Origin of the sequence: Actinoplanes sp. NBC_00393 (assembly GCF_036053395.1) — a bacterium.
Taxonomy (GTDB): domain Bacteria; phylum Actinomycetota; class Actinomycetes; order Mycobacteriales; family Micromonosporaceae; genus Actinoplanes.
Genome location: NZ_CP107942.1, coordinates 2,455,275 through 2,471,568, shown reverse-complemented (window position 1 = coordinate 2,471,568; position 16,294 = coordinate 2,455,275). Strand labels below are relative to the sequence as shown.

Below are 16,294 nucleotides of genomic sequence, written 5' to 3'. Positions count from 1 at the left end.
GGCGGTCAGAGGCTGCGGGCGGTGATGTCGCCGTAGCCGGTGGTGGCGCGGATGGCGAGGTCGGCGGCGCCGTTGTTCTTGAGGGCGTTGCTGACGCGGCCGTGTCCGGTGCCGGCGTCCAGGGCGGCGGAGACGCCGAGTGCGGCGCCGACCGAGATGTCGCCGGACCCGGTGTTGAGCACGACCGCGCCGGTCACCGCCTCGTCGATCCGGATGTCGCCGCGCTCGGTGCTGATCTCCGCGGCCCCGGTGAGCCGGCCGACCTCGACGTCGCCGTCGATCGCGGTGAGCCGTACGGTCGCCGCCTCATCGATCTTGATGGTGCGGTACGCGCCCTCGAACGCCAGGTCCCCGAGGCGGCCGGCGACGCTCAGCTCGGTGCTGGCGGTCTTGGCCTGGACATCGGAGCCGGCGGGCACCTGGACGGTGACCTCGATGGACCCGGTGTGGCCGAGCAGCCGGTTCGCGTGCTCCTCGGTGTGGATCCGCAGGACGCCGTCGGCGTACGCCACTGTGGTCTGCTCGGCGGTCTTCACGTCGCGGCTCTTGCCGACATCCGCGGGCCGGACCTCCACGGTCGTGTCGCCGCGGTCGGAGGCGATGACCTGGACGCGGCCGGCGGGGATGGTCAGGACGACGGTGATCGGGGCGGGGGTGGTGAAGGTCTGCATTGCGCTCTCCGTTGCTCGCTCGTGCTTTCTGATATTCGAAACGCTACGTTGCGTTCGCAATCCTGGCAAGATATTTGTTGCACATCAATCGTGTAACAGCAGCTCACGATCAGCAGATCGTTGCAACGAGACAATTTCTAACGCAACGTCCTCGTTGCAATGGCAGGAAGGTGAACGCTTATCAAGATTCCGTCTGCGCGCCGCGGGATCAACGACGCGTTGGGGAACGGATCGTTGAGCGACAGGTTCACGATCGGCAATCGCCTGGCTTTGTCGTGGCGGCCAACCTATGGTGGTCGGATGCCGGAGGTGAGGACGTCCTCGCTTGCCGTCACCACGGTGACGGCATCCGGTGCTGCCCACCGGCCGACCCCGACCGGCCGCGGCCCACCGGCGGACGTGCACCACGTCACCGACCGCCAGGGCGAAGCTCATCAGCTTCGGCCCTTTTTCTTTTCTCCCGGAAGGATCAGACGTTGAGCGTCGACATCGGCTTCACCGATCAGGAACGGCAATCCCAGCTACGCGCCTCGCTGAGCGAGGAGTTCGCGGTGCAGACCGCGCGGCTCAAGGAACTCACCGAAATCACCGCGGACACCGGCGATCCCTCTCAGGCCCACGACCGGGCAGCGCTGCTGGCCGCCACCCGCCAGAGCCTCGAGCAGATCACCGGCGCGCTGCGCCGCATCGCCGAGGGCACCTACGGCCGCTGCGAGCGGTGCGAAACCGCGATCCCGGTCGAGCGCCTCGAAATTCTGCCGCACGCCAAGTTCTGCGTGCCCTGCCAGCAGAAACACCACCGCTGAGCGACGGGGGCCGCCGGTTCGGCGGCCCCCGCACCCCCTTACGAAAGGACTTTCCCCATGCCGGCACTTGCCGTCGATCTGGGTAGCGCCACCGCCGGAATCTGGGCAGCCGACCACGGCGCGGTCAGCGCCGCCCACCCGAACGGCCCGGTACGCCGCGGCCGTGTCGTCGACGTCGACAGCTGTGTGACGCTGTTGACCCGCCTGGCCGACGAATACGCGCAGCCCGTCACCGCGGACGTCGTCGTCGCCTGTCAACCGGTCGGCGCGTCCGCATCGGAGCAGGCACAGCTGCGTACCGTCATCGAGACCGCCTTCGCCCCGAGCCGGACCATCCTCATCGACTCCGTGCGGGCCGCCGCGATCGGCGCCGGCGCCGCCGCCGGCACCCTGCTGATCGCCGACATCGGCGCGGAGCTCACCGAGACCGCGCTGCTGCGGCAGGGCCGCGTCGTCGCAGCCCGCCGCGCCGAGTTCGGCACCCGCGACCTCGGTCGTGACGCCGACGTGGACCTGCTCAGCGACATCGTCGTACGCCACCTCGACCACCTGCGCGCCGGCGCCGACCCCGGCCACCTGGCCGAGGCCACCGAGCGTGGCCTGCTGCTGGTCGGCGACGGAGCGCTGCACCCCGCCCTGCCCGGGATCCTGTCCCGCGCCTGCGGCCTGCGCGTGCACCGGGCCGCGGCACCCCGCACCGCCGCGCTCGACGGCGCCGGCCGCGCCGCGATGTCCGCGCTGCGCCACCCCGCGTTCCGTAAGTCTTGAGCAACCAGCTCTGGATGTCGTTGACCGGCCCGGCCGGGCACCTCAAAGTTCAGGAGTCCGTCCGCGGGTTCCTCGACGGCACGGTGCCACCGCGACTGCTCGACGACACCGTCACGGTCGCCGGTGAACTCGTCCGCGCCGCCCTGCGGCACACCGGCGGCGCCGAGCTGATCCTCAGCTGCCGCGACGACGCGATCCTGATCGAGGTCGTCGACCGCGACCCGCGCCCGCCCCGGCCGCTGTCGCCGGTGACGAGCCGGGCCCGGATCTGGGGCACCAACCGGCTGGGCACCGGCAAGGTGACGTGGGCGGAGATGCCGCGCTCCTCACCGGCGGATCGGGGCGCGCTGCCACCAGGTCAGACACCGCCAGACCCACTCGGCGGGCCCGTAGCGGAACCGGCGCAGCCACAGCACACTCCACACCGCCTGCAGCACGATGATCGCCACGGTGAGGCCGACGATCGCGGGCAGGTCGCGGACGCTGCCGATGCCGAGCAGGGGGCCGGCGAGCAGGAACAACACGGTCGCGGAGAGATAGTTGGTCAGCGCCATCCGGCCCATCGGTGACAGCACCGCGGACAGCGCCGGGCCCAGCGGCGTGTTCAGCAGCAGGAGCAGGCCGCAGCAGTAGGCCAGGCCGGTGACGATCCCGGCGAGCGGGTCGAGCAGGCTGACCCCGCCGCCGGGACCACCGATCACGTTGACGAACGGCCGGTCGACGTCGCGGACCGCCAGGACGATCCAGAGGGTGGTCAGGACGGCGAACAGGACGAACGCGATCGCCACCCGACCGGTGCGGCGTTCCAGCGCGACCGGGACACCGAGCATGGCCAGGGCGTATCCGAGGGCGAGCAGGCCGGGGATCGGCCCGTACCCGACCACCAGCTGGGCACCGGCGAACAGCAGGACCAGCGCGACGACGAGGGCGGCGCGGCCGCCCAGAAAACTCAGGGGCAGGAGCACGATCAAACCCGCGATGGCGTACGCCGTAAGCGCCTCCCCCGGGTGCAGGAGGAAGTGGACGGCCCCGATGAGCAGCAGGATCACCAGCCGGCGGGCCAGGATCACGCGTGGCCGGCGGGTGCGCAGCGCGGCGCGTCGCAGGAAGATCCCGAAGCCGATGCCGAACAGGATCGAGAAGATCGGGTAGAAGCGCTCGTAGAACAGCAGCTGCACCGGGACCGGCATCCGCGTGGCCGTGCCGGACGCCGCACCGCGGAACACCACCTGCTGGTAGATGTTGATGATCAGGATGCCGCAGAGCGCGAAGCCGCGCAGCGTGTCGAGCGCGTGGATGCGGGGTCCGGCAGTGGACACATCGCGGGCGGACGGCGCGCTGTCGACAGTCATGACTTGATTCCAGCGCGGGTGGCGCGTACCGGGTCAGCGGTGATGGTCGCGACCGCGACCTACTTTCGTCGCATGCCGGCGGTCGCTTCGTCGCGGCCACCTCCGCACAGCGAGCCGACCGTCGATACCTCGGTTACCCTGCAGCCATGGTGCGCAGCCGGGTGGTTCCGGTCGCGGTCGACGTGCTGCTGGCCGGTGTCGCCGCGGCGGTCGGCAGCGGGCTGGAGCTCGCCGACCCGGATCTGGCCACCAAACACCTCGCCGCCCCGACCTGGGTGTACGTGACAGCGCAGGTCGCCGCCGCGGCGATGCTGCTGGTGCGCCGCCGCCACCCGTACACGGCAGCGCTGGTGATCGCCGCGATCAGCCTGTTCGCGCCGGCCTGGGCGGCGGTGCTGGTGCCGTACGCGGTCACCGCCTACGGCGCCGGCGGCCGCTGGCGGCAGTGGGCCTCGATCGCGGCCCTGACCGTGGCGTTCCTGGTGGGAGCGCAGGCCTGGGCGATCGAGGACCCGTTCACCGCACCGGCCGTGATCGTCTTCTCGGCGCTGCTCGGCATGTACTTCCGGGCCCGGCGCAGCCTGGTGGCCCAGCTCACCGACCGGGCCGAACGCGCCGAACGCGAACGGCTGCTGCTGGCCGAACAGGCCCGCGCCGACGAGCGGATCCGGCTGGCCGGCGAGATGCACGACGTGGTCACCCACCGCATCAACCTGATGGTGCTGCAGGCCGGCGCGCTGCGGGTCAGCACCACCGACCCGGCCGCCCGGGTGGCCGCCGAGGAGCTGCGGGTGGCCGGCTGCCAGGCCCTCGCGGAGCTGCGGGACCTGGTCGGCGTGCTCCGCCGCGGCGAGCGGACGGCGACCGGAGTCGACGACACCGCGGGAGCGCCGATGCTGGCCACTCTGGTGGAGGACTCCCGCGCGGCCGGGCTCACGGTGCGGCTCGACGAGCACGGCGATCCGGCGACGGCTGCGCCGGCAGTGCGGCGCACGCTGTTCCGGGTGGTTCAGGAGTCGCTGACCAACGTGCACAAACACGCGCCCGGCGCGCAGGCGACCGTGGCCGTCGACTACGGCGAGCAGCGAGTTCGCGCGACCGTGTCCAACTCCCCCGCACGCCGGCGGCCCGACACCGCGCTCACCGCGGCCGGCAGCGGCAGCGGGCTGGACGGGCTGCGGCATCGGGTGGAGGTGGTCGGCGGGACGCTCACCGCCCAGCCCGCACCGGACGGCGGTTTCACGGTCCGGGCCACCCTGCCCGCCTATGTGCCGACCGGGGCGCCCCGATGATCCGCGTCCTGGTCGTCGACGACGAGCGGATGGTCTGCGCCCACCTGCGCATCATCCTGTCGGCCACCCCGGAGCTGGAGGTCGTCGGCGAGGCGTACGACGGCGCCGACGCCGTCGAGTCCACGGTCCGGCTGCGGCCCGACGTGGTGCTGATGGACCTGCGCATGCCCGGCGTCGACGGCCTCACCGCGATCGAACGCATCGTCACCCTGCCCCAGCCGCCCCGGATCGTCGCGCTGACCACGTTCGACCTCGACGAGTACGTGCTGCGGGCCCTGCGCGCCGGCGCCGTCGGCTTCCTGCTCAAATGCACGTCGCCCGACGACCTGGTCGACCTGGTCCGGGTGGCCGCGGCCGGGCACACCGTCCTGTCCCCGGCCGCGGCGCAACGGCTGCTCAACGGCACCGCCGACCATCTGCGCGCCCGCAACCTGATCGACGCGCTCACCGACCGCGAGGAGCAGGTGCTGACCAGCCTGATCGCCGGCCGCTCCAACCAGCAGATCGCCCACCGCCTGCACCTGTCCGAGGCGACGGTGAAGGGCTATGTCTCGAGGCTGCTGGTCAAATTGGGCTGTGACAACCGTACCGAGGCTGCTCTTCTGGGCCATCGAGCCGGCCTGCGCCCAGCAGACTGAGGCCCTACGACGGCTTCCGGCGCCGGCTGGTCTCCTCGACATAGGCCGCGACCAGCGGGCCGAAGACCCGCTCGGCGAAACCGGGACTGCGCCCACCCGGCATCTTGTTGATCTCGCCGAGGACCGGCCGCCGGGTCCGCAGAGCAGTAACCCGGGCGCCGCAAACCCGCCGAAGATGTCGGCACTGCCGTAACGCCCGGCGGTCGCCGTCACCGCATCCATGGCGATCCGGCGGACATCCTCGGGCAACAGCGAAGGGTCGAGCGCGGTCGACTGCCCGCCGTGGGCACTGTTGGTCGGGACACCTGAAGCCCTCTGGGTACGCACGACAGCGTGCACCACCCGCCCGTCGAGCACGGTGACGGCGAGATCGGCCCGATGCGGCCGGCCGTGCGCGTCGGCCACCAGTCCGCACACGTCCTCCTCGATCAGGCAGAGTTCACCGTCCGAGGTGGGCCGCTGCGCCTTGCGGACCGCCGCCGTGACGGGCCGGCCCCGCGGCACCCGGAGCACGCGGCGCGTCCGGTGTTTGTAGGTCGCGTTCAGCACCGACTCCCAGCTACCGGCCAGCGTCGCGACCCGATGCGCGGCGAGCTGGCGGTACAGCCCTTCGAAGTCGCGGCGCCGGCCGATGTCCAGCGCGTCCGGCCACACCGCGTCGACCGGGACCGGCCCAGCAGGCCGGCCGGTCGCGCTGAGGACGGTGACACCGTCGACAGTGACCTCACGGATCGAACCGTCCAAAGCCCGATGCCGGCCGTGCAGGCCGTCCAGAATGACAGCGCCCGCGCCGACCACGGCCGGCTGACCGTCGATCCGGCACTGGCCGGCGGCGAACAGTTCGGCGTCGACCAGGAGCGGCAGATGGCCGGCAGCCCGGATCCCGGCCACGATGAGCGGCAATTTGTCACGCTCGCCGGAATCGAGGAGACCCACCACGGCGATCCGCCGCGTCTGCTGTGCCACCGGTACATGTTGCACGTCACGCTCCGCGGCCCATGAAGGATCACCGATCGATGGGTACGGTGGACCGCGTGGCCCTGGACTCATCGCGCGCTCTGCCGACGGTGGCCCTGCGGGCTTTCCTGACCGTTCTGTCCCTGCCGGCGGCGCTGCTGCTGGCCGGCCCCCGGTTGCGGCGCGAGACCGCGGCCGAGGCGCAGCGGTACGCCGACGAGGTGCGGGTGGCGGCCACTCGCGCCGACGACGCCGCCCAGCGGTGGCAGCATGTCTGGCGGCAGAGCGAGCAGCACGCCGACGAGGCATGGCAGGCCTGGCAGGACGCCGAGCAGCAGTGGGAGCGGACCCGGGCGGGCGCCGCGTTCCGCGTACCCCTCAGTTTTCACACCCCGTCGGAATATGCCGACCGTGAGCGATTCCTGCACCGTGCGGTGGCTGCGGCCGTCGGCCGTGGTGATCTGCCGGCCACGGTGATGGCCGACCTGGCCGCCGGGCACGGCGGCTGGAACCCACGGCTGCACCCGGTGGAGCAGGAGCTGGTGCTGCACCGGGCGATCGCCGCCGTGCGCTACCACCTGTACCGGCAGGCCGTCGCCGCCGAGCAGACCGCGTGGCACGACGCCGAGCTCGCGATCGCGGCCCGCGACAGCCTGCGCCGCGAGGCGGACGCCGCGGCCGCCCGGGCCGCCGGCCAGAGCGCCATCGCACCCGGCCGGGAACGTCGTGCCGTCGCCGCCGCCCGCCGCAGCTGGGTCCAGCAGACCGCCTGACCGGCCGCCGGCAGGGTTGCGCACCACACCTGCACCCTCGTTGCCATCAGCCGAGCCCTGCTACCGCTGCCCGGCACGCCGATGGGTGAGGTCGCTTCCCCGGAACGCGACCGATCGGACGACGACCCCGCATGAAGACCTCTCGCTTCGGCGCCGCCCTGGCCTGCCCGCTGCTGCTCGGCCTGGCGCTGCCGCCGGCGCCCGCCTCCGCGGCGACCGGCCCCACCGGCACGATCGCGGCCTCGGCGGCGCCGACCCTGGCGAGCCGGATGACCGCGGTACGCGCCGCGAAGACGATCAACTACTACCCGTCGCATGCCGGCTGGTCGGCGATGTGGACGAACTTCGACGCGGCGAAGATCGAGGCCGATCTGGCGAAGGCCGCGGCGCTGGGCGCCGACAACGTACGGGTCATCCTCTTCCCGCAGACGTTCGGCTATCCGAAGCCGACAGCCACCTACCTCGAGCGGCTGCGCAAGCTGATCAGCATCGCGGACGGGCACGGGCTGACCGTCAAACTCACCCTGTTCGACTGGTGGGACGGCTACACCGACACCGCCAACAGCATCACCTGGGCGAAGGCGGTCGTCGGCCCGTACGCCACCGACCCGCGGGTGATCAGCGTGGAACTGAAGAACGAGTTCCAGCCCGCCGACACCGCCGCGGTGACCTGGGTCCGCAAGCTGATCCCGGCGGTCCGCGCGCTGGCCCCGAGCATGCCGCTGACCCTGTCGGTCGACGGGCAGACCGGGGCCGCCGGCATGGCGAAGATCAAGACAGCGCTGGCGAAGACGCCGCTGGACTACTACGACTTCCACTTCTACGGCGCCTCGGAACGGGCGCTCGCCGAGATCCGCAAGGCGCAGGCCGCGGTCGCACCAAGCCCGATCGTGATCGGCGAGACCGGTCTGAGCAGTGCGGCCGCGGGTGACGGCGAGCAGGCCGCGTTCCTGGCCCGGGTGTTCCGGGCGGCGAGCGAGGCCGGGGTCGGTTCGGTGGCGCCGTGGACGCTCAACGACTTCGCCGCCGGGGCGATCCCGAAGCAGTCGGCGGTCTCGACGGTTGCCGCCCAGTACCGCTTCGGCCTCTACCGGGCCGACGGCACGGCGAAGGTGTCCGCGTCCGTGGTGCGGGGCGCCTGGACCACCGGCGACACCCCCAACAGCGTGCTGAACCTGGGCTTCGAGTCGGCTGCGGGCAACTCGCCGTGGCGGCAGAACCTGCCGGAGGCGGGCGCGGCCACGGTCGTCACCGGCACGGCGCGGACCGGGAAGTACGCCGCACGGTTCACGAAGACCACCCGTACCGCTGCGGGGCTGCCGTCGCTGCGGACCGCGCCGATCACTCCGGTCCAGCCCGGGTACCGGTGGCGGGCGCAGGCGTACGCCCGGGGCACCGCCGCCACCGGGACCACCGAGCTGTGCCTGAGCTGGTTCGACGCGGACGGCAAGTGGATCAGCCAGACGCTGTCCAACCGGCTTCCGGCGGGCGACACCGGCTGGACCAAGCTGGCCGTGGACACCCTGGCGCCAGACCGGGCGGCCGGCGTCCAGCTGCATCTGAAGTCCGGCGACAACACCGGGACGGTCTGGTTCGACGACGTCACGATGAACTGAACTTTATCCGAAAAATGAGTATCATACGTATATGCGGGCCGGGTGGCGATTCCTCGTCCTGCCGCTGGTGATCTGGCTGGTGCTGTCCGCCGCGGGGGCGGCCGGCATGCTCGCCATGGAACGCGCCAACCATCACGGCCTGGCCGCCCGGTTCGGCCAGCGCATCGGCCTGGTGGCCAACTTCGTCGCCGCCTACGTCGACGACCGGGTGCAACGGCAGCGGACCCAGGCGGTGGCCTACCTCAGCGGGCCGGCGATCAGCGCGCCCGACTTCACCCGCCTCGCCACCGGCCTGGGCTTCCCCGCGGCGGTGCTGCTGGACAGCCGGGGCCGCACGCTGCAGGTCGCTCCGGCCGGGGCATACCCGGCCGGCACCGATCTGACCAGTCGCTATCCGCACCTGGCCGACGCGGTACGTCAGGGCGTCCCCACCGTCTCGCCGGTCCTCGATTCGATCGCGCAGGCCGTGCCGGTGGTGAACTTCGCGGTCCCGTTCGACACCGGGACCGGGCGGCGGGTGCTCGCCGGCTCGGTGGAGATCGCGAACAGCCCGCTGTCGGCGTACCTGTCCGCGCTGCCGTTGACCGAGGTCACCCTGCACATGGTCGACCCGGCCGGCCGCCCGGTGGCCGCGAACCGGGCGGTCAACGGCGTGCCGCTCGACGCCGCGAGCGGCAGTAGGCCCGGCCGGTTCTGGCGCGACGGACGCTGGTGGCGGCAGGTGACCCATCCCGTGCCGGGCACGCCGTGGCGGCTGACCGGCGCGATCAGCGAGGACTATCTGTACGGGCCGGTCGCGGTGGCCGAGGCCGGCACGAAGGTCGCGGTGATCACCGCGACCGGGGCCGGTCTGCTGGTCGTCGCCGCGGTCGCACGGACTCGGCGCAGCCGCCGGGACCTGCAGCACGCCAACAGCCAGATGACCGACTTCATCACCATGCTCAGCCACGACGTACGCCAGCCGCTGAGCTCGATCGTCACGTACGGTCACACGCTGCTCGACGAGTGGTCGGACCTGGACGAGGACCTGAAGCACCGGTACGTGCAGCGCATCACCGCGGGCGGGCACCGGGCCGACGGCATCGTCGAGGAGATCCTCACCCTCGCCCAGCTCGACTCCGGGGTGCTGACCGTGCAGCCCGTGCCGCTCGACGTGCACCGCGCCGTGCGGGAGGCGGTCGCCGAGCTCGGCGCCGACCCGGAGCAGCGGATCACGATGACCGCCCCGGAGGTGGTGACCGCGAGGGCGGACCCGGCCTGCCTGAAACTGATCCTCGGCAACCTGATCGGCAACGCCGTCAAGTACGGCCAGCCGCCGATCGAGATCGCCGTGATCCGCGACGGGGCGCAGGTGCACGTCCACGTCAGCGATCACGGCGAAGGGGTGCCGCCGGAGTTCGTCGGCGACCTGTTCGACCGGTTCACCCGGGCCGGCAGCGGGGTGGCCACCACCAAACCCGGCACCGGGCTCGGCCTCTACCTGGTCCACCAGCTGGCCACCGCCGGCGGCCTGCACGTCGGCTACCAGCCGCACGAGCCGCGCGGCGCCACCTTTGTCGTGACCCTGCCCGCTGGTTGACCGGGCCGTTGCGGGGGTGTGGCGGGCGCGATACGTTGCAGCCATCGACAGGCTTCACTAGAGGGAGGCCCCGCGATGACCATGCCGATCAGTCGCCGCGCTGCTCTGGCCGCGGGCGCCGGTGTCGCCGCCGGCCTGACGATCCCCGGCGCCGCCGCCCGGGCCGGCGGGCCACCGCGTACCGGAGTGGGTTTCACGCTCAATGCCCAGACCCTCGACGGCGGCGAGCAGATCACCTCGCTCACCCTGCACACCGCCCGGCTCGGGCGGATCGATCCGGGCGGCCTGACGGCCGGCACGTTCAGCGTGCACGCCACGGCCACCAGCCCGATCCCGCTGGCGCCGGGCGAGCTGATCTTCAGCGAATACGACCTTGATCGTACGGTGACCGCGGCCCGCCTCGACCGGCGCGGCGACATCGTCCTGGAGCTGAGTCACGCCGAGGGCCAGGTCGGCGGCGGCACACTCGGCTACATCGTGAGCCGCGGCCGCAACGTCCGGCTGGACCTCGTCTACACGATCACTCAGAACAGCCCGATCACCGTACGCGGCGGCCGTCCCGTCACCATCTCCCGGTTCGAGCAGGGCCGGTTGTCCAATCCCGAGGTGGACGCCTTCAGCTACCACCGGTCCCGCTCCGGGATGAAATACCGGCTCTACTCCCCCAAGCACCACCGCGGCCGGCGACCGCTGGTCGTCTGGCTGCACGGCGGCGGTGAGGGCGCGTCACTGCCGGACGGCTACTACGACAACGAGACGACCCTGCGCGCCAACCGCGGCGCCCTCGGGTTCGCCACTCCCGAGGGACAGCGGATCTTCGGCGGTGCCTACGTGGTCGCTCCGCAGAGCACGTCGTACTGGATGGAGGACGGCGACCGGTTCGCCCCGCTGATCCGCGAGATCATCGGCGACCTGGTCCGTAAGCGCCGCGTCGACCCGGCACGGATCTCCGTGGTGGGCTGCAGCAACGGCGGCTACATGAGCATGAAGATGACCACCGTGTACCCGCGGCTGTTCGCGTCGTCCGTACCCATCTGCGGTGTTGTGGCCTCCCTGCAAGCCGGCGCCCCGCCGCTGATCCCGGACCCCGAGCTGGCCCGGATCAGCACCCCTACCTGGCTCGTCACGTCCCTCGACGACGACACCGTGCCGCCGCAACCGAACACGGTGCACGCCCACGAGCTGATTCCGAACTCGCTGCTGACCCTGTACGACCAGGTCGTCTGGAACGGCCACCGGTTCCCCGGCCACTGGTCGTGGATCTACGTGGCCCGCAACGATCCCAGCATCGACGGCACCCACATCTGGCAGTGGATGGCCGCCCGGCGACGCTGACCGGCAGTCAGCTGTCGCGCGGCGGCCAGCTACGGTTGGCAACTATGACGACGTACTCCGGTCCGGCACGGCTGACCCTCGCCGACGGGACACCCGTGACCGGCATGGCTTCGCTCAGCACCCACCAGCGCGGCGGTGTCGAAGGCTGGGGCGGCACGTTCCGCCCGGACCAGATCAGCGACGACATCCGCAACGCGACCGACGGGCTGGAGCTGGAGCTGCCCTACGACCGGACCGGGCCGGTGGCGGTCACCGGCGTGCGCAAGCTGCTCGCCACGCAGATCCTGGTGTCGCTCGCCGGCAGCGGCCCGGCGCCGTTCTGATCACCCTGGTCCGGTCAGCCGGCGCCATTCTGATCACCCGCGGTCAGGTCGGCCGGCGCCGTCTGAGAATCGCAGTCAGGTCGGCCGGCGCCGTCCGAGAATCGCGGTCAGGTCAGCCGGCGCCGGATCCACCACAGGGAGAAGGCTGACAGGGCCGCGGTGAGCGCGATGAGCAGGCCGAACTCGCGCCACTGCAGGGGCCAGAACTGCTCGCCCGGCACATAGGTGAGCTTCTGGCTCAGGTTCTGCGCCGTCAGCCACGGCGGGCAGGTCTCGTGGTCGCGCGGCGCCTCCGGACCGCACTGGGTCATGTCCGCCGGACCGGTGAACTTCGCTCCGGTCGAGGTGACCACGGTGTTCTCCAGGATCCAGACGCCGCGCAGGTCGGGTTCGACGTGCAGCTGCATCTCGCCGGTGTCCGGGCTCAACGAGATCCCGTAGTGCCCGTCCACCTCCAGCGGCGCGGTCGAGGTGACCGGCTGGGCCAGCCACGGGCGTACCACCAGCGGCCCGGCGAGCTGGGCCCCGGCGACCAGCAGCAGGGTCACCGCCATCGCGGCGAGGGTGCGCCGCAGCAGCAGCCCGACGGTCACGCCGAGCACGAACGCCAGCGCCGCGTAGCCGACCGGCACGAGACCGCGGGCGCTGAACACCAGCGGGTTCAGCCGGTCCGCGGAGGCGGCGTCGATCGGCTGCGCCCACCGGCTCAGCATCAGGCTGAGCAGGCCGGCGCCGAGCGCGGCGGCGCCGCCGCCGACCGCCAGCTTGACCAGCAGCCAGCGGCCGCGGCTCACCGACTGGGTGAAGACCATCCGGTACGTACCGGTCTCCAGTTCGCGTGCCACCAGCGGCGCGCCCCAGAAGATGCCCAGCAGAACCGGCAGCACCAGGAGCGCCACGATCGCCGCCAGGTGCAGCTCGCCGGCCACCTTCTGGCGCACCGCCTGCAGGAAGGTCTCGCCGGCCGCGAGGCACTCGTCCGCCTGACAGCCGGTGAACCCGCTCCGCGTGGCCGCATCGGTCACCTGCGTCCAGGTCAGCGCCAGGCCGGCCAGCAGGATCAGCAGCAGGGCGCCGGTCACCAGGGCCGGAGCCCGGAACTGCCGCCAGGTCATCCAGATCATCGGTGAGCCTCCGCGAGTCGCTGCGATCCGGTGGTGGCGGCGCCACTCATGTACGCGAGGACGATGTCCTCCAGGTCGAGCCGGTCGACCTGCCACGACGGGTCGTTGATCGGCGCGGTGCTACGCACGACGAACGTCGACTGCACGTCGGTGTGGCTCTGCTCGATCACGGCTCGTCCCGCGCCCAGCTCGGCCGCGTCGCGGCGCGGCCCGACCAGCCGGTGGTGGCCGGCCAGCAGGTCGTCGACGTCGCCGGCCACCCGGACCCGGGACTCGACCAGCACGATCAGGTGATCGCAGACCCGCTCCAGGTCGGCGACCAGGTGCGAGGACATCACGATGCTCATGCCCTGCTCAGCGGTCAGCTCCATCAGGCCCTGCAGAAAATGGCGCCGGGCGAGCGGGTCGAGAGCGGCCACCGGCTCGTCGAGCAGCAGCAGCTCGGGCCGTTTCGCGGCGGCGACGGTCAGGGCCAACTGGGCACGCTGGCCGCCGGAGAGTCTGCCGGCCTTCTGCGCCGGATCCAGGCCGACCTGGGCGATGCGGCGCCCGGCCAGCTCGGCATCCCAGGCCGGGTTGAGGTGCGCGCCCATCCGCAGGTGCTCGGCAACGGTCAGACTCGCGTAGACCGGGGTGTCCTGAGCGACGAACCCGATCCGCGCCGACCCGCTGACCGGCCGCTCGCCGAGCACCTCGATCCGCCCCGCGGTCGGATCGAGGAGCCCGCAGGCCAGCTGCAGCAGGGTCGACTTGCCGGCGCCGTTCGGCCCGACCAGGCCGACGACATGCCCGGCCGGGATGTCGAGGGTGCAGTCGGACAGGGCGGTGCGTCGCCCGTACCGTTTGGTCAGCCCTTCCGCCGTGAGCGCGCTAGTCATGCCCGGGCCTCCGAAAACGCACGAAACGTGCTCAGGAACAGCGCCTCGATGCTCTCGTCGTCCAGCCCGGCCTCGCGGGCCTCGGACAGCCAGCCCGCCAGACTCTGCCGCAGCGGCTCATGCCGGGCCAGCGAGTCACCGCCGAGCGTACGGGTGACGAAGGTGCCCAGCCCGGGCCGCGCGACGACTAGGCCTTCGTACTCGAGCTCGCGGTAGGCCTTCGACACCGTGTTCGGATTGATCGCGACCTGGCCCACCACCTCTTTGACGGTGGGCAGCTTGTCGCCCTCGTGCAGGACGCCGAGCCGCAGAGCGTGCCGCACCTGCTGGATGAGCTGCATGTAGGGCGCTACCCCGGACCGCGAGTCCAGATGAAACTCGATCACCACACCACCCCGTTCCACTAGTTACCTAGTACATTAGACACAGGGCTGGGCCGGCCGCTACCCCGCGCCGCTGCCGAATGCCTCGCGCGTTTAGGGATTCCCTGGGCGTGAATTTGTCAGCCGGTGCGATGCTAAAGACCCCGCGGGCGGCACAGCGTGCTAGCCTCCCGCCACCGCACTCGTTTGACCCGAAGGCAGGCACGACGTCAATGGCCACGACCGCTGAGGTCCGCAGCACGTTGAGAGACTTGCAGCGGCACCCGCACGACCACGGCTGGCATCCGTTCTACGCGGTTCTGGACAGCCTGTTCGCGGCGGAGGAAAAGGCGGGTCACGGGCCACTGACACGCATCACCGAAACGTGCTACGAGAACCGGCCCAGCCTCACGGTCTCGCATTTCGTCACGCTTTTGTGCATCGCCTTGAAGGAGATGTCAGGCGATTGGCGAAACGCCCCCGTCTTCGACAGGACACTCCCGGTCGAGCAGCGCGCAGAAGTTCTCCGGGACGAGATCGACGACAACCGGAAGACCATTCTTGAGCGCGTGCTGACCCGGCAGAACTCATTCTCCAGCGCTCGCCGATTTCTCATTCCACAGGTGCTGATCTCGCACTTCGCGGCTCGGACGAGAATGTCGGTGCGGCTCGCGGATCTGGGCACCGGAGCCGGCCTGCTGCCGCGCCAACTGAACAGCCGGTCGAACTATGAACGCTTCGCCCCGGGCCTCACCTGGCAGGGCTGGGAGCCGTCGTTCGTCGAGGTCGACTACGCGGAGCGGTGGGGCGTCGACCGCACGCCGGTCGAGGACAAGGCCTGGATCCGGCACTGTTACGGCCCCTCGGCGTACTACGACGAGCGGTACGAGGAACTGGCCTGGGCGTTCGACCAACCCGAGGTTCTCGACGCGAAACTGCACATGGCCGATGTCGACCTGCTCGGGCCGGACAAGCTGGCCCGCTTCCTGCGGGAGAACAGGTTCAACGTCGTGACCTGCAGCTTCGTCCTCTACCAGTACGAGCAGGCGGCCCGAGAGACGATCATCGCGGCTGTCGTCGGCGCGCTGCCTCCGCAGGGACTCTTCGTCAGCCTGGAACCGACCGGCGATCTCCTGACACCGGGTGCGGCCATCCGCGCCTACCACCCCGGAGACGCCACCCCGCTAGACATCGGGGAGGTCTCCGACGGCCACTGCATCGGCAAGGTGACCGCGGGCAGCGACTTCGACGCCTTCCGGCGTGACTTCCTCTGATCCGTCGGCCACGCTCGAGCGGCGCGACGACCGTAGCCGGTGACCGAAAACAATCATCGCGGACGCACCGGAGATCATTACACCTAATATGATCTCCATCAATGTGGTGGCATCGCTGCGGTAACGTCATGCCATGTCCAGCCGAACCGACGACGGCGACAACAAAACAGATCTTTCATCGGCTCCGCCGGAGACGCCATGGGGCTATCTCCGGCGGAGGTGGCGGTCGGCCGGACAGCACCGCGGGCTCGAATTCTGGCTACTTTTCCGCGGCTTCCCCTTCGTTGTTCTGTACGCCTTGCTGTTTCTGCTGAACGGCGTCCTCATCGGCTGGCGGAAATCGTATGACGTGAGCATCGCCATCACCTCGCCGGCCGACACCGCACATCCTGTCGCGGCGTGGCTCCTGTCGATGGCCGGTTGGCTGGTGGCACCCGGAATTGCGGGCGCCATCGCCGGCTACGTTCTCAGCGCCTCGATCAACTCCCGCCGCAAGACAAGCGCCGCCGCATTGTACGCCGAGGACCGCGATGAATAGCGCGATGA

Annotated in this window: 17 protein-coding genes; 12 read left to right on the top strand and 5 right to left on the bottom strand. The window is 71.0% G+C overall.

Annotated features, from left to right (window positions below):
• Window positions 1-5 precede the first annotated feature (5 nt).
• Window positions 6-671 (bottom strand): DUF4097 family beta strand repeat-containing protein, encoded by a 666-nt coding sequence (locus OHA21_RS11370; protein WP_328473007.1) that lies wholly within the window; start codon window positions 669-671, stop codon window positions 6-8.
• A gap of 476 nt (window positions 672-1,147) precedes the next feature.
• Here OHA21_RS11370 and OHA21_RS11365 point away from each other — a divergent pair, with 476 nt between their 5' ends.
• Both OHA21_RS11365 and OHA21_RS11360 read left to right on the top strand, forming a co-directional pair.
• The gene (locus tag OHA21_RS11365) at window positions 1,148-1,477 is read left to right on the top strand and encodes a TraR/DksA family transcriptional regulator (protein ID WP_328473005.1); all 330 of its coding nucleotides are present in this window, start codon (window positions 1,148-1,150) and stop codon (window positions 1,475-1,477) included.
• 57 nt (window positions 1,478-1,534) lie between these two features.
• The gene (locus tag OHA21_RS11360; RefSeq protein WP_328473003.1) at window positions 1,535-2,245 is read left to right on the top strand and encodes a rod shape-determining protein; all 711 of its coding nucleotides are present in this window, start codon (window positions 1,535-1,537) and stop codon (window positions 2,243-2,245) included.
• Window positions 2,246-2,571: 326 nt separating this feature from the next.
• Here the strand turns inward: OHA21_RS11360 and OHA21_RS11355 are convergent, their stop codons facing one another.
• Entirely contained in the window at window positions 2,572-3,597 is a 1,026-nt protein-coding gene (locus OHA21_RS11355; RefSeq protein ID WP_328473001.1) for a DUF418 domain-containing protein, read from the bottom strand.
• 146 nt (window positions 3,598-3,743) lie between these two features.
• Here OHA21_RS11355 and OHA21_RS11350 point away from each other — a divergent pair, with 146 nt between their 5' ends.
• From OHA21_RS11350 to OHA21_RS11315, 8 genes are all read left to right on the top strand, one after another.
• Complete coding sequence (locus tag OHA21_RS11350; RefSeq protein WP_328472999.1) at window positions 3,744-4,889, top strand: sensor histidine kinase; 1,146 nt, start codon at window positions 3,744-3,746, stop codon at window positions 4,887-4,889.
• On the top strand, window positions 4,886-5,527 hold the full coding sequence (locus OHA21_RS11345; protein WP_328472997.1) for a response regulator transcription factor: 642 nt from the start codon (window positions 4,886-4,888) through the stop codon (window positions 5,525-5,527). Before OHA21_RS11350 ends, OHA21_RS11345 begins: the two co-directional genes overlap by 4 nt.
• Window positions 5,528-6,277: 750 nt before the next feature.
• Window positions 6,278-6,529, top strand: a complete 252-nt coding sequence (locus tag OHA21_RS11340; protein WP_328472995.1) for a hypothetical protein — start codon at window positions 6,278-6,280, stop codon at window positions 6,527-6,529.
• Between the two features lie 32 nt (window positions 6,530-6,561).
• Window positions 6,562-7,257 (top strand): hypothetical protein, encoded by a 696-nt coding sequence (locus OHA21_RS11335; RefSeq protein ID WP_328472993.1) that lies wholly within the window; start codon window positions 6,562-6,564, stop codon window positions 7,255-7,257.
• A gap of 131 nt (window positions 7,258-7,388) precedes the next feature.
• A complete protein-coding gene (locus tag OHA21_RS11330) occupies window positions 7,389-8,873 on the top strand; it encodes a glycosyl hydrolase (protein WP_328472991.1) in 1,485 nt (494 codons plus the stop codon).
• A gap of 31 nt (window positions 8,874-8,904) precedes the next feature.
• Window positions 8,905-10,452, top strand: coding sequence for a sensor histidine kinase (locus OHA21_RS11325; RefSeq protein ID WP_328472989.1), 1,548 nt, complete (start codon window positions 8,905-8,907; stop codon window positions 10,450-10,452).
• Between the two features lie 75 nt (window positions 10,453-10,527).
• Window positions 10,528-11,787, top strand: coding sequence for a prolyl oligopeptidase family serine peptidase (locus tag OHA21_RS11320; RefSeq protein ID WP_328472987.1), 1,260 nt, complete (start codon window positions 10,528-10,530; stop codon window positions 11,785-11,787).
• A 44-nt stretch (window positions 11,788-11,831) separates the two neighbouring features.
• The gene (locus OHA21_RS11315; RefSeq protein WP_328472985.1) at window positions 11,832-12,110 is read left to right on the top strand and encodes a hypothetical protein; all 279 of its coding nucleotides are present in this window, start codon (window positions 11,832-11,834) and stop codon (window positions 12,108-12,110) included.
• A 107-nt stretch (window positions 12,111-12,217) separates the two neighbouring features.
• Here OHA21_RS11315 and OHA21_RS11310 read toward each other — a convergent pair whose 3' ends face one another.
• Genes OHA21_RS11310 through OHA21_RS11300 form a run of 3 tightly spaced genes read right to left on the bottom strand, consistent with a single transcriptional unit; the run spans window position 12,218 to window position 14,498 of the window.
• Entirely contained in the window at window positions 12,218-13,234 is a 1,017-nt protein-coding gene (locus tag OHA21_RS11310; RefSeq protein WP_328472983.1) for a hypothetical protein, read from the bottom strand.
• Window positions 13,231-14,112 (bottom strand): ABC transporter ATP-binding protein, encoded by an 882-nt coding sequence (locus OHA21_RS11305; protein WP_328472981.1) that lies wholly within the window; start codon window positions 14,110-14,112, stop codon window positions 13,231-13,233. The genes OHA21_RS11310 and OHA21_RS11305 overlap by 4 nt, the downstream gene beginning before the upstream one ends.
• A complete protein-coding gene (locus OHA21_RS11300; protein WP_328472978.1) occupies window positions 14,109-14,498 on the bottom strand; it encodes a GntR family transcriptional regulator in 390 nt (129 codons plus the stop codon). The genes OHA21_RS11305 and OHA21_RS11300 overlap by 4 nt, the downstream gene beginning before the upstream one ends.
• 209 nt (window positions 14,499-14,707) lie before the next feature.
• Between OHA21_RS11300 and OHA21_RS11295 the strand changes: the two genes are divergently transcribed.
• Together OHA21_RS11295 and OHA21_RS11290 are read left to right on the top strand one after the other, a co-directional pair.
• Entirely contained in the window at window positions 14,708-15,748 is a 1,041-nt protein-coding gene (locus OHA21_RS11295) for a hypothetical protein (RefSeq protein ID WP_328472976.1), read from the top strand.
• Window positions 15,749-15,881: 133 nt separating this feature from the next.
• Window positions 15,882-16,286, top strand: coding sequence for a DUF6313 family protein (locus OHA21_RS11290; RefSeq protein WP_328472974.1), 405 nt, complete (start codon window positions 15,882-15,884; stop codon window positions 16,284-16,286).
• Window positions 16,287-16,294 lie beyond the last annotated feature (8 nt).

Excerpts from the sequence above, each read along its gene's own strand:
- OHA21_RS11370 (WP_328473007.1), bottom strand. The coding sequence starts at position 671 with ATGCAGACCTTCACCACCCCCGCCCCGATCACCGTCGTCCTGACCATC.
- OHA21_RS11360 (WP_328473003.1), top strand. The coding sequence starts at position 1,535 with ATGCCGGCACTTGCCGTCGATCTGGGTAGCGCCACCGCCGGAATCTGG.
- OHA21_RS11355 (WP_328473001.1), bottom strand. The coding sequence starts at position 3,597 with ATGACTGTCGACAGCGCGCCGTCCGCCCGCGATGTGTCCACTGCCGGA.
- OHA21_RS11350 (WP_328472999.1), top strand. The coding sequence starts at position 3,744 with ATGGTGCGCAGCCGGGTGGTTCCGGTCGCGGTCGACGTGCTGCTGGCC.
- OHA21_RS11345 (WP_328472997.1), top strand. The coding sequence starts at position 4,886 with ATGATCCGCGTCCTGGTCGTCGACGACGAGCGGATGGTCTGCGCCCAC.
- OHA21_RS11340 (WP_328472995.1), top strand. The coding sequence starts at position 6,278 with ATGCCGGCCGTGCAGGCCGTCCAGAATGACAGCGCCCGCGCCGACCAC.
- OHA21_RS11330 (WP_328472991.1), top strand. The coding sequence starts at position 7,389 with ATGAAGACCTCTCGCTTCGGCGCCGCCCTGGCCTGCCCGCTGCTGCTC.
- OHA21_RS11325 (WP_328472989.1), top strand. The coding sequence starts at position 8,905 with ATGCGGGCCGGGTGGCGATTCCTCGTCCTGCCGCTGGTGATCTGGCTG.
- OHA21_RS11320 (WP_328472987.1), top strand. The coding sequence starts at position 10,528 with ATGACCATGCCGATCAGTCGCCGCGCTGCTCTGGCCGCGGGCGCCGGT.
- OHA21_RS11315 (WP_328472985.1), top strand. The coding sequence starts at position 11,832 with ATGACGACGTACTCCGGTCCGGCACGGCTGACCCTCGCCGACGGGACA.
- OHA21_RS11310 (WP_328472983.1), bottom strand. The coding sequence starts at position 13,234 with ATGATCTGGATGACCTGGCGGCAGTTCCGGGCTCCGGCCCTGGTGACC.
- OHA21_RS11305 (WP_328472981.1), bottom strand. The coding sequence starts at position 14,112 with ATGACTAGCGCGCTCACGGCGGAAGGGCTGACCAAACGGTACGGGCGA.
- OHA21_RS11295 (WP_328472976.1), top strand. The coding sequence starts at position 14,708 with ATGGCCACGACCGCTGAGGTCCGCAGCACGTTGAGAGACTTGCAGCGG.
- OHA21_RS11290 (WP_328472974.1), top strand. The coding sequence starts at position 15,882 with ATGTCCAGCCGAACCGACGACGGCGACAACAAAACAGATCTTTCATCG.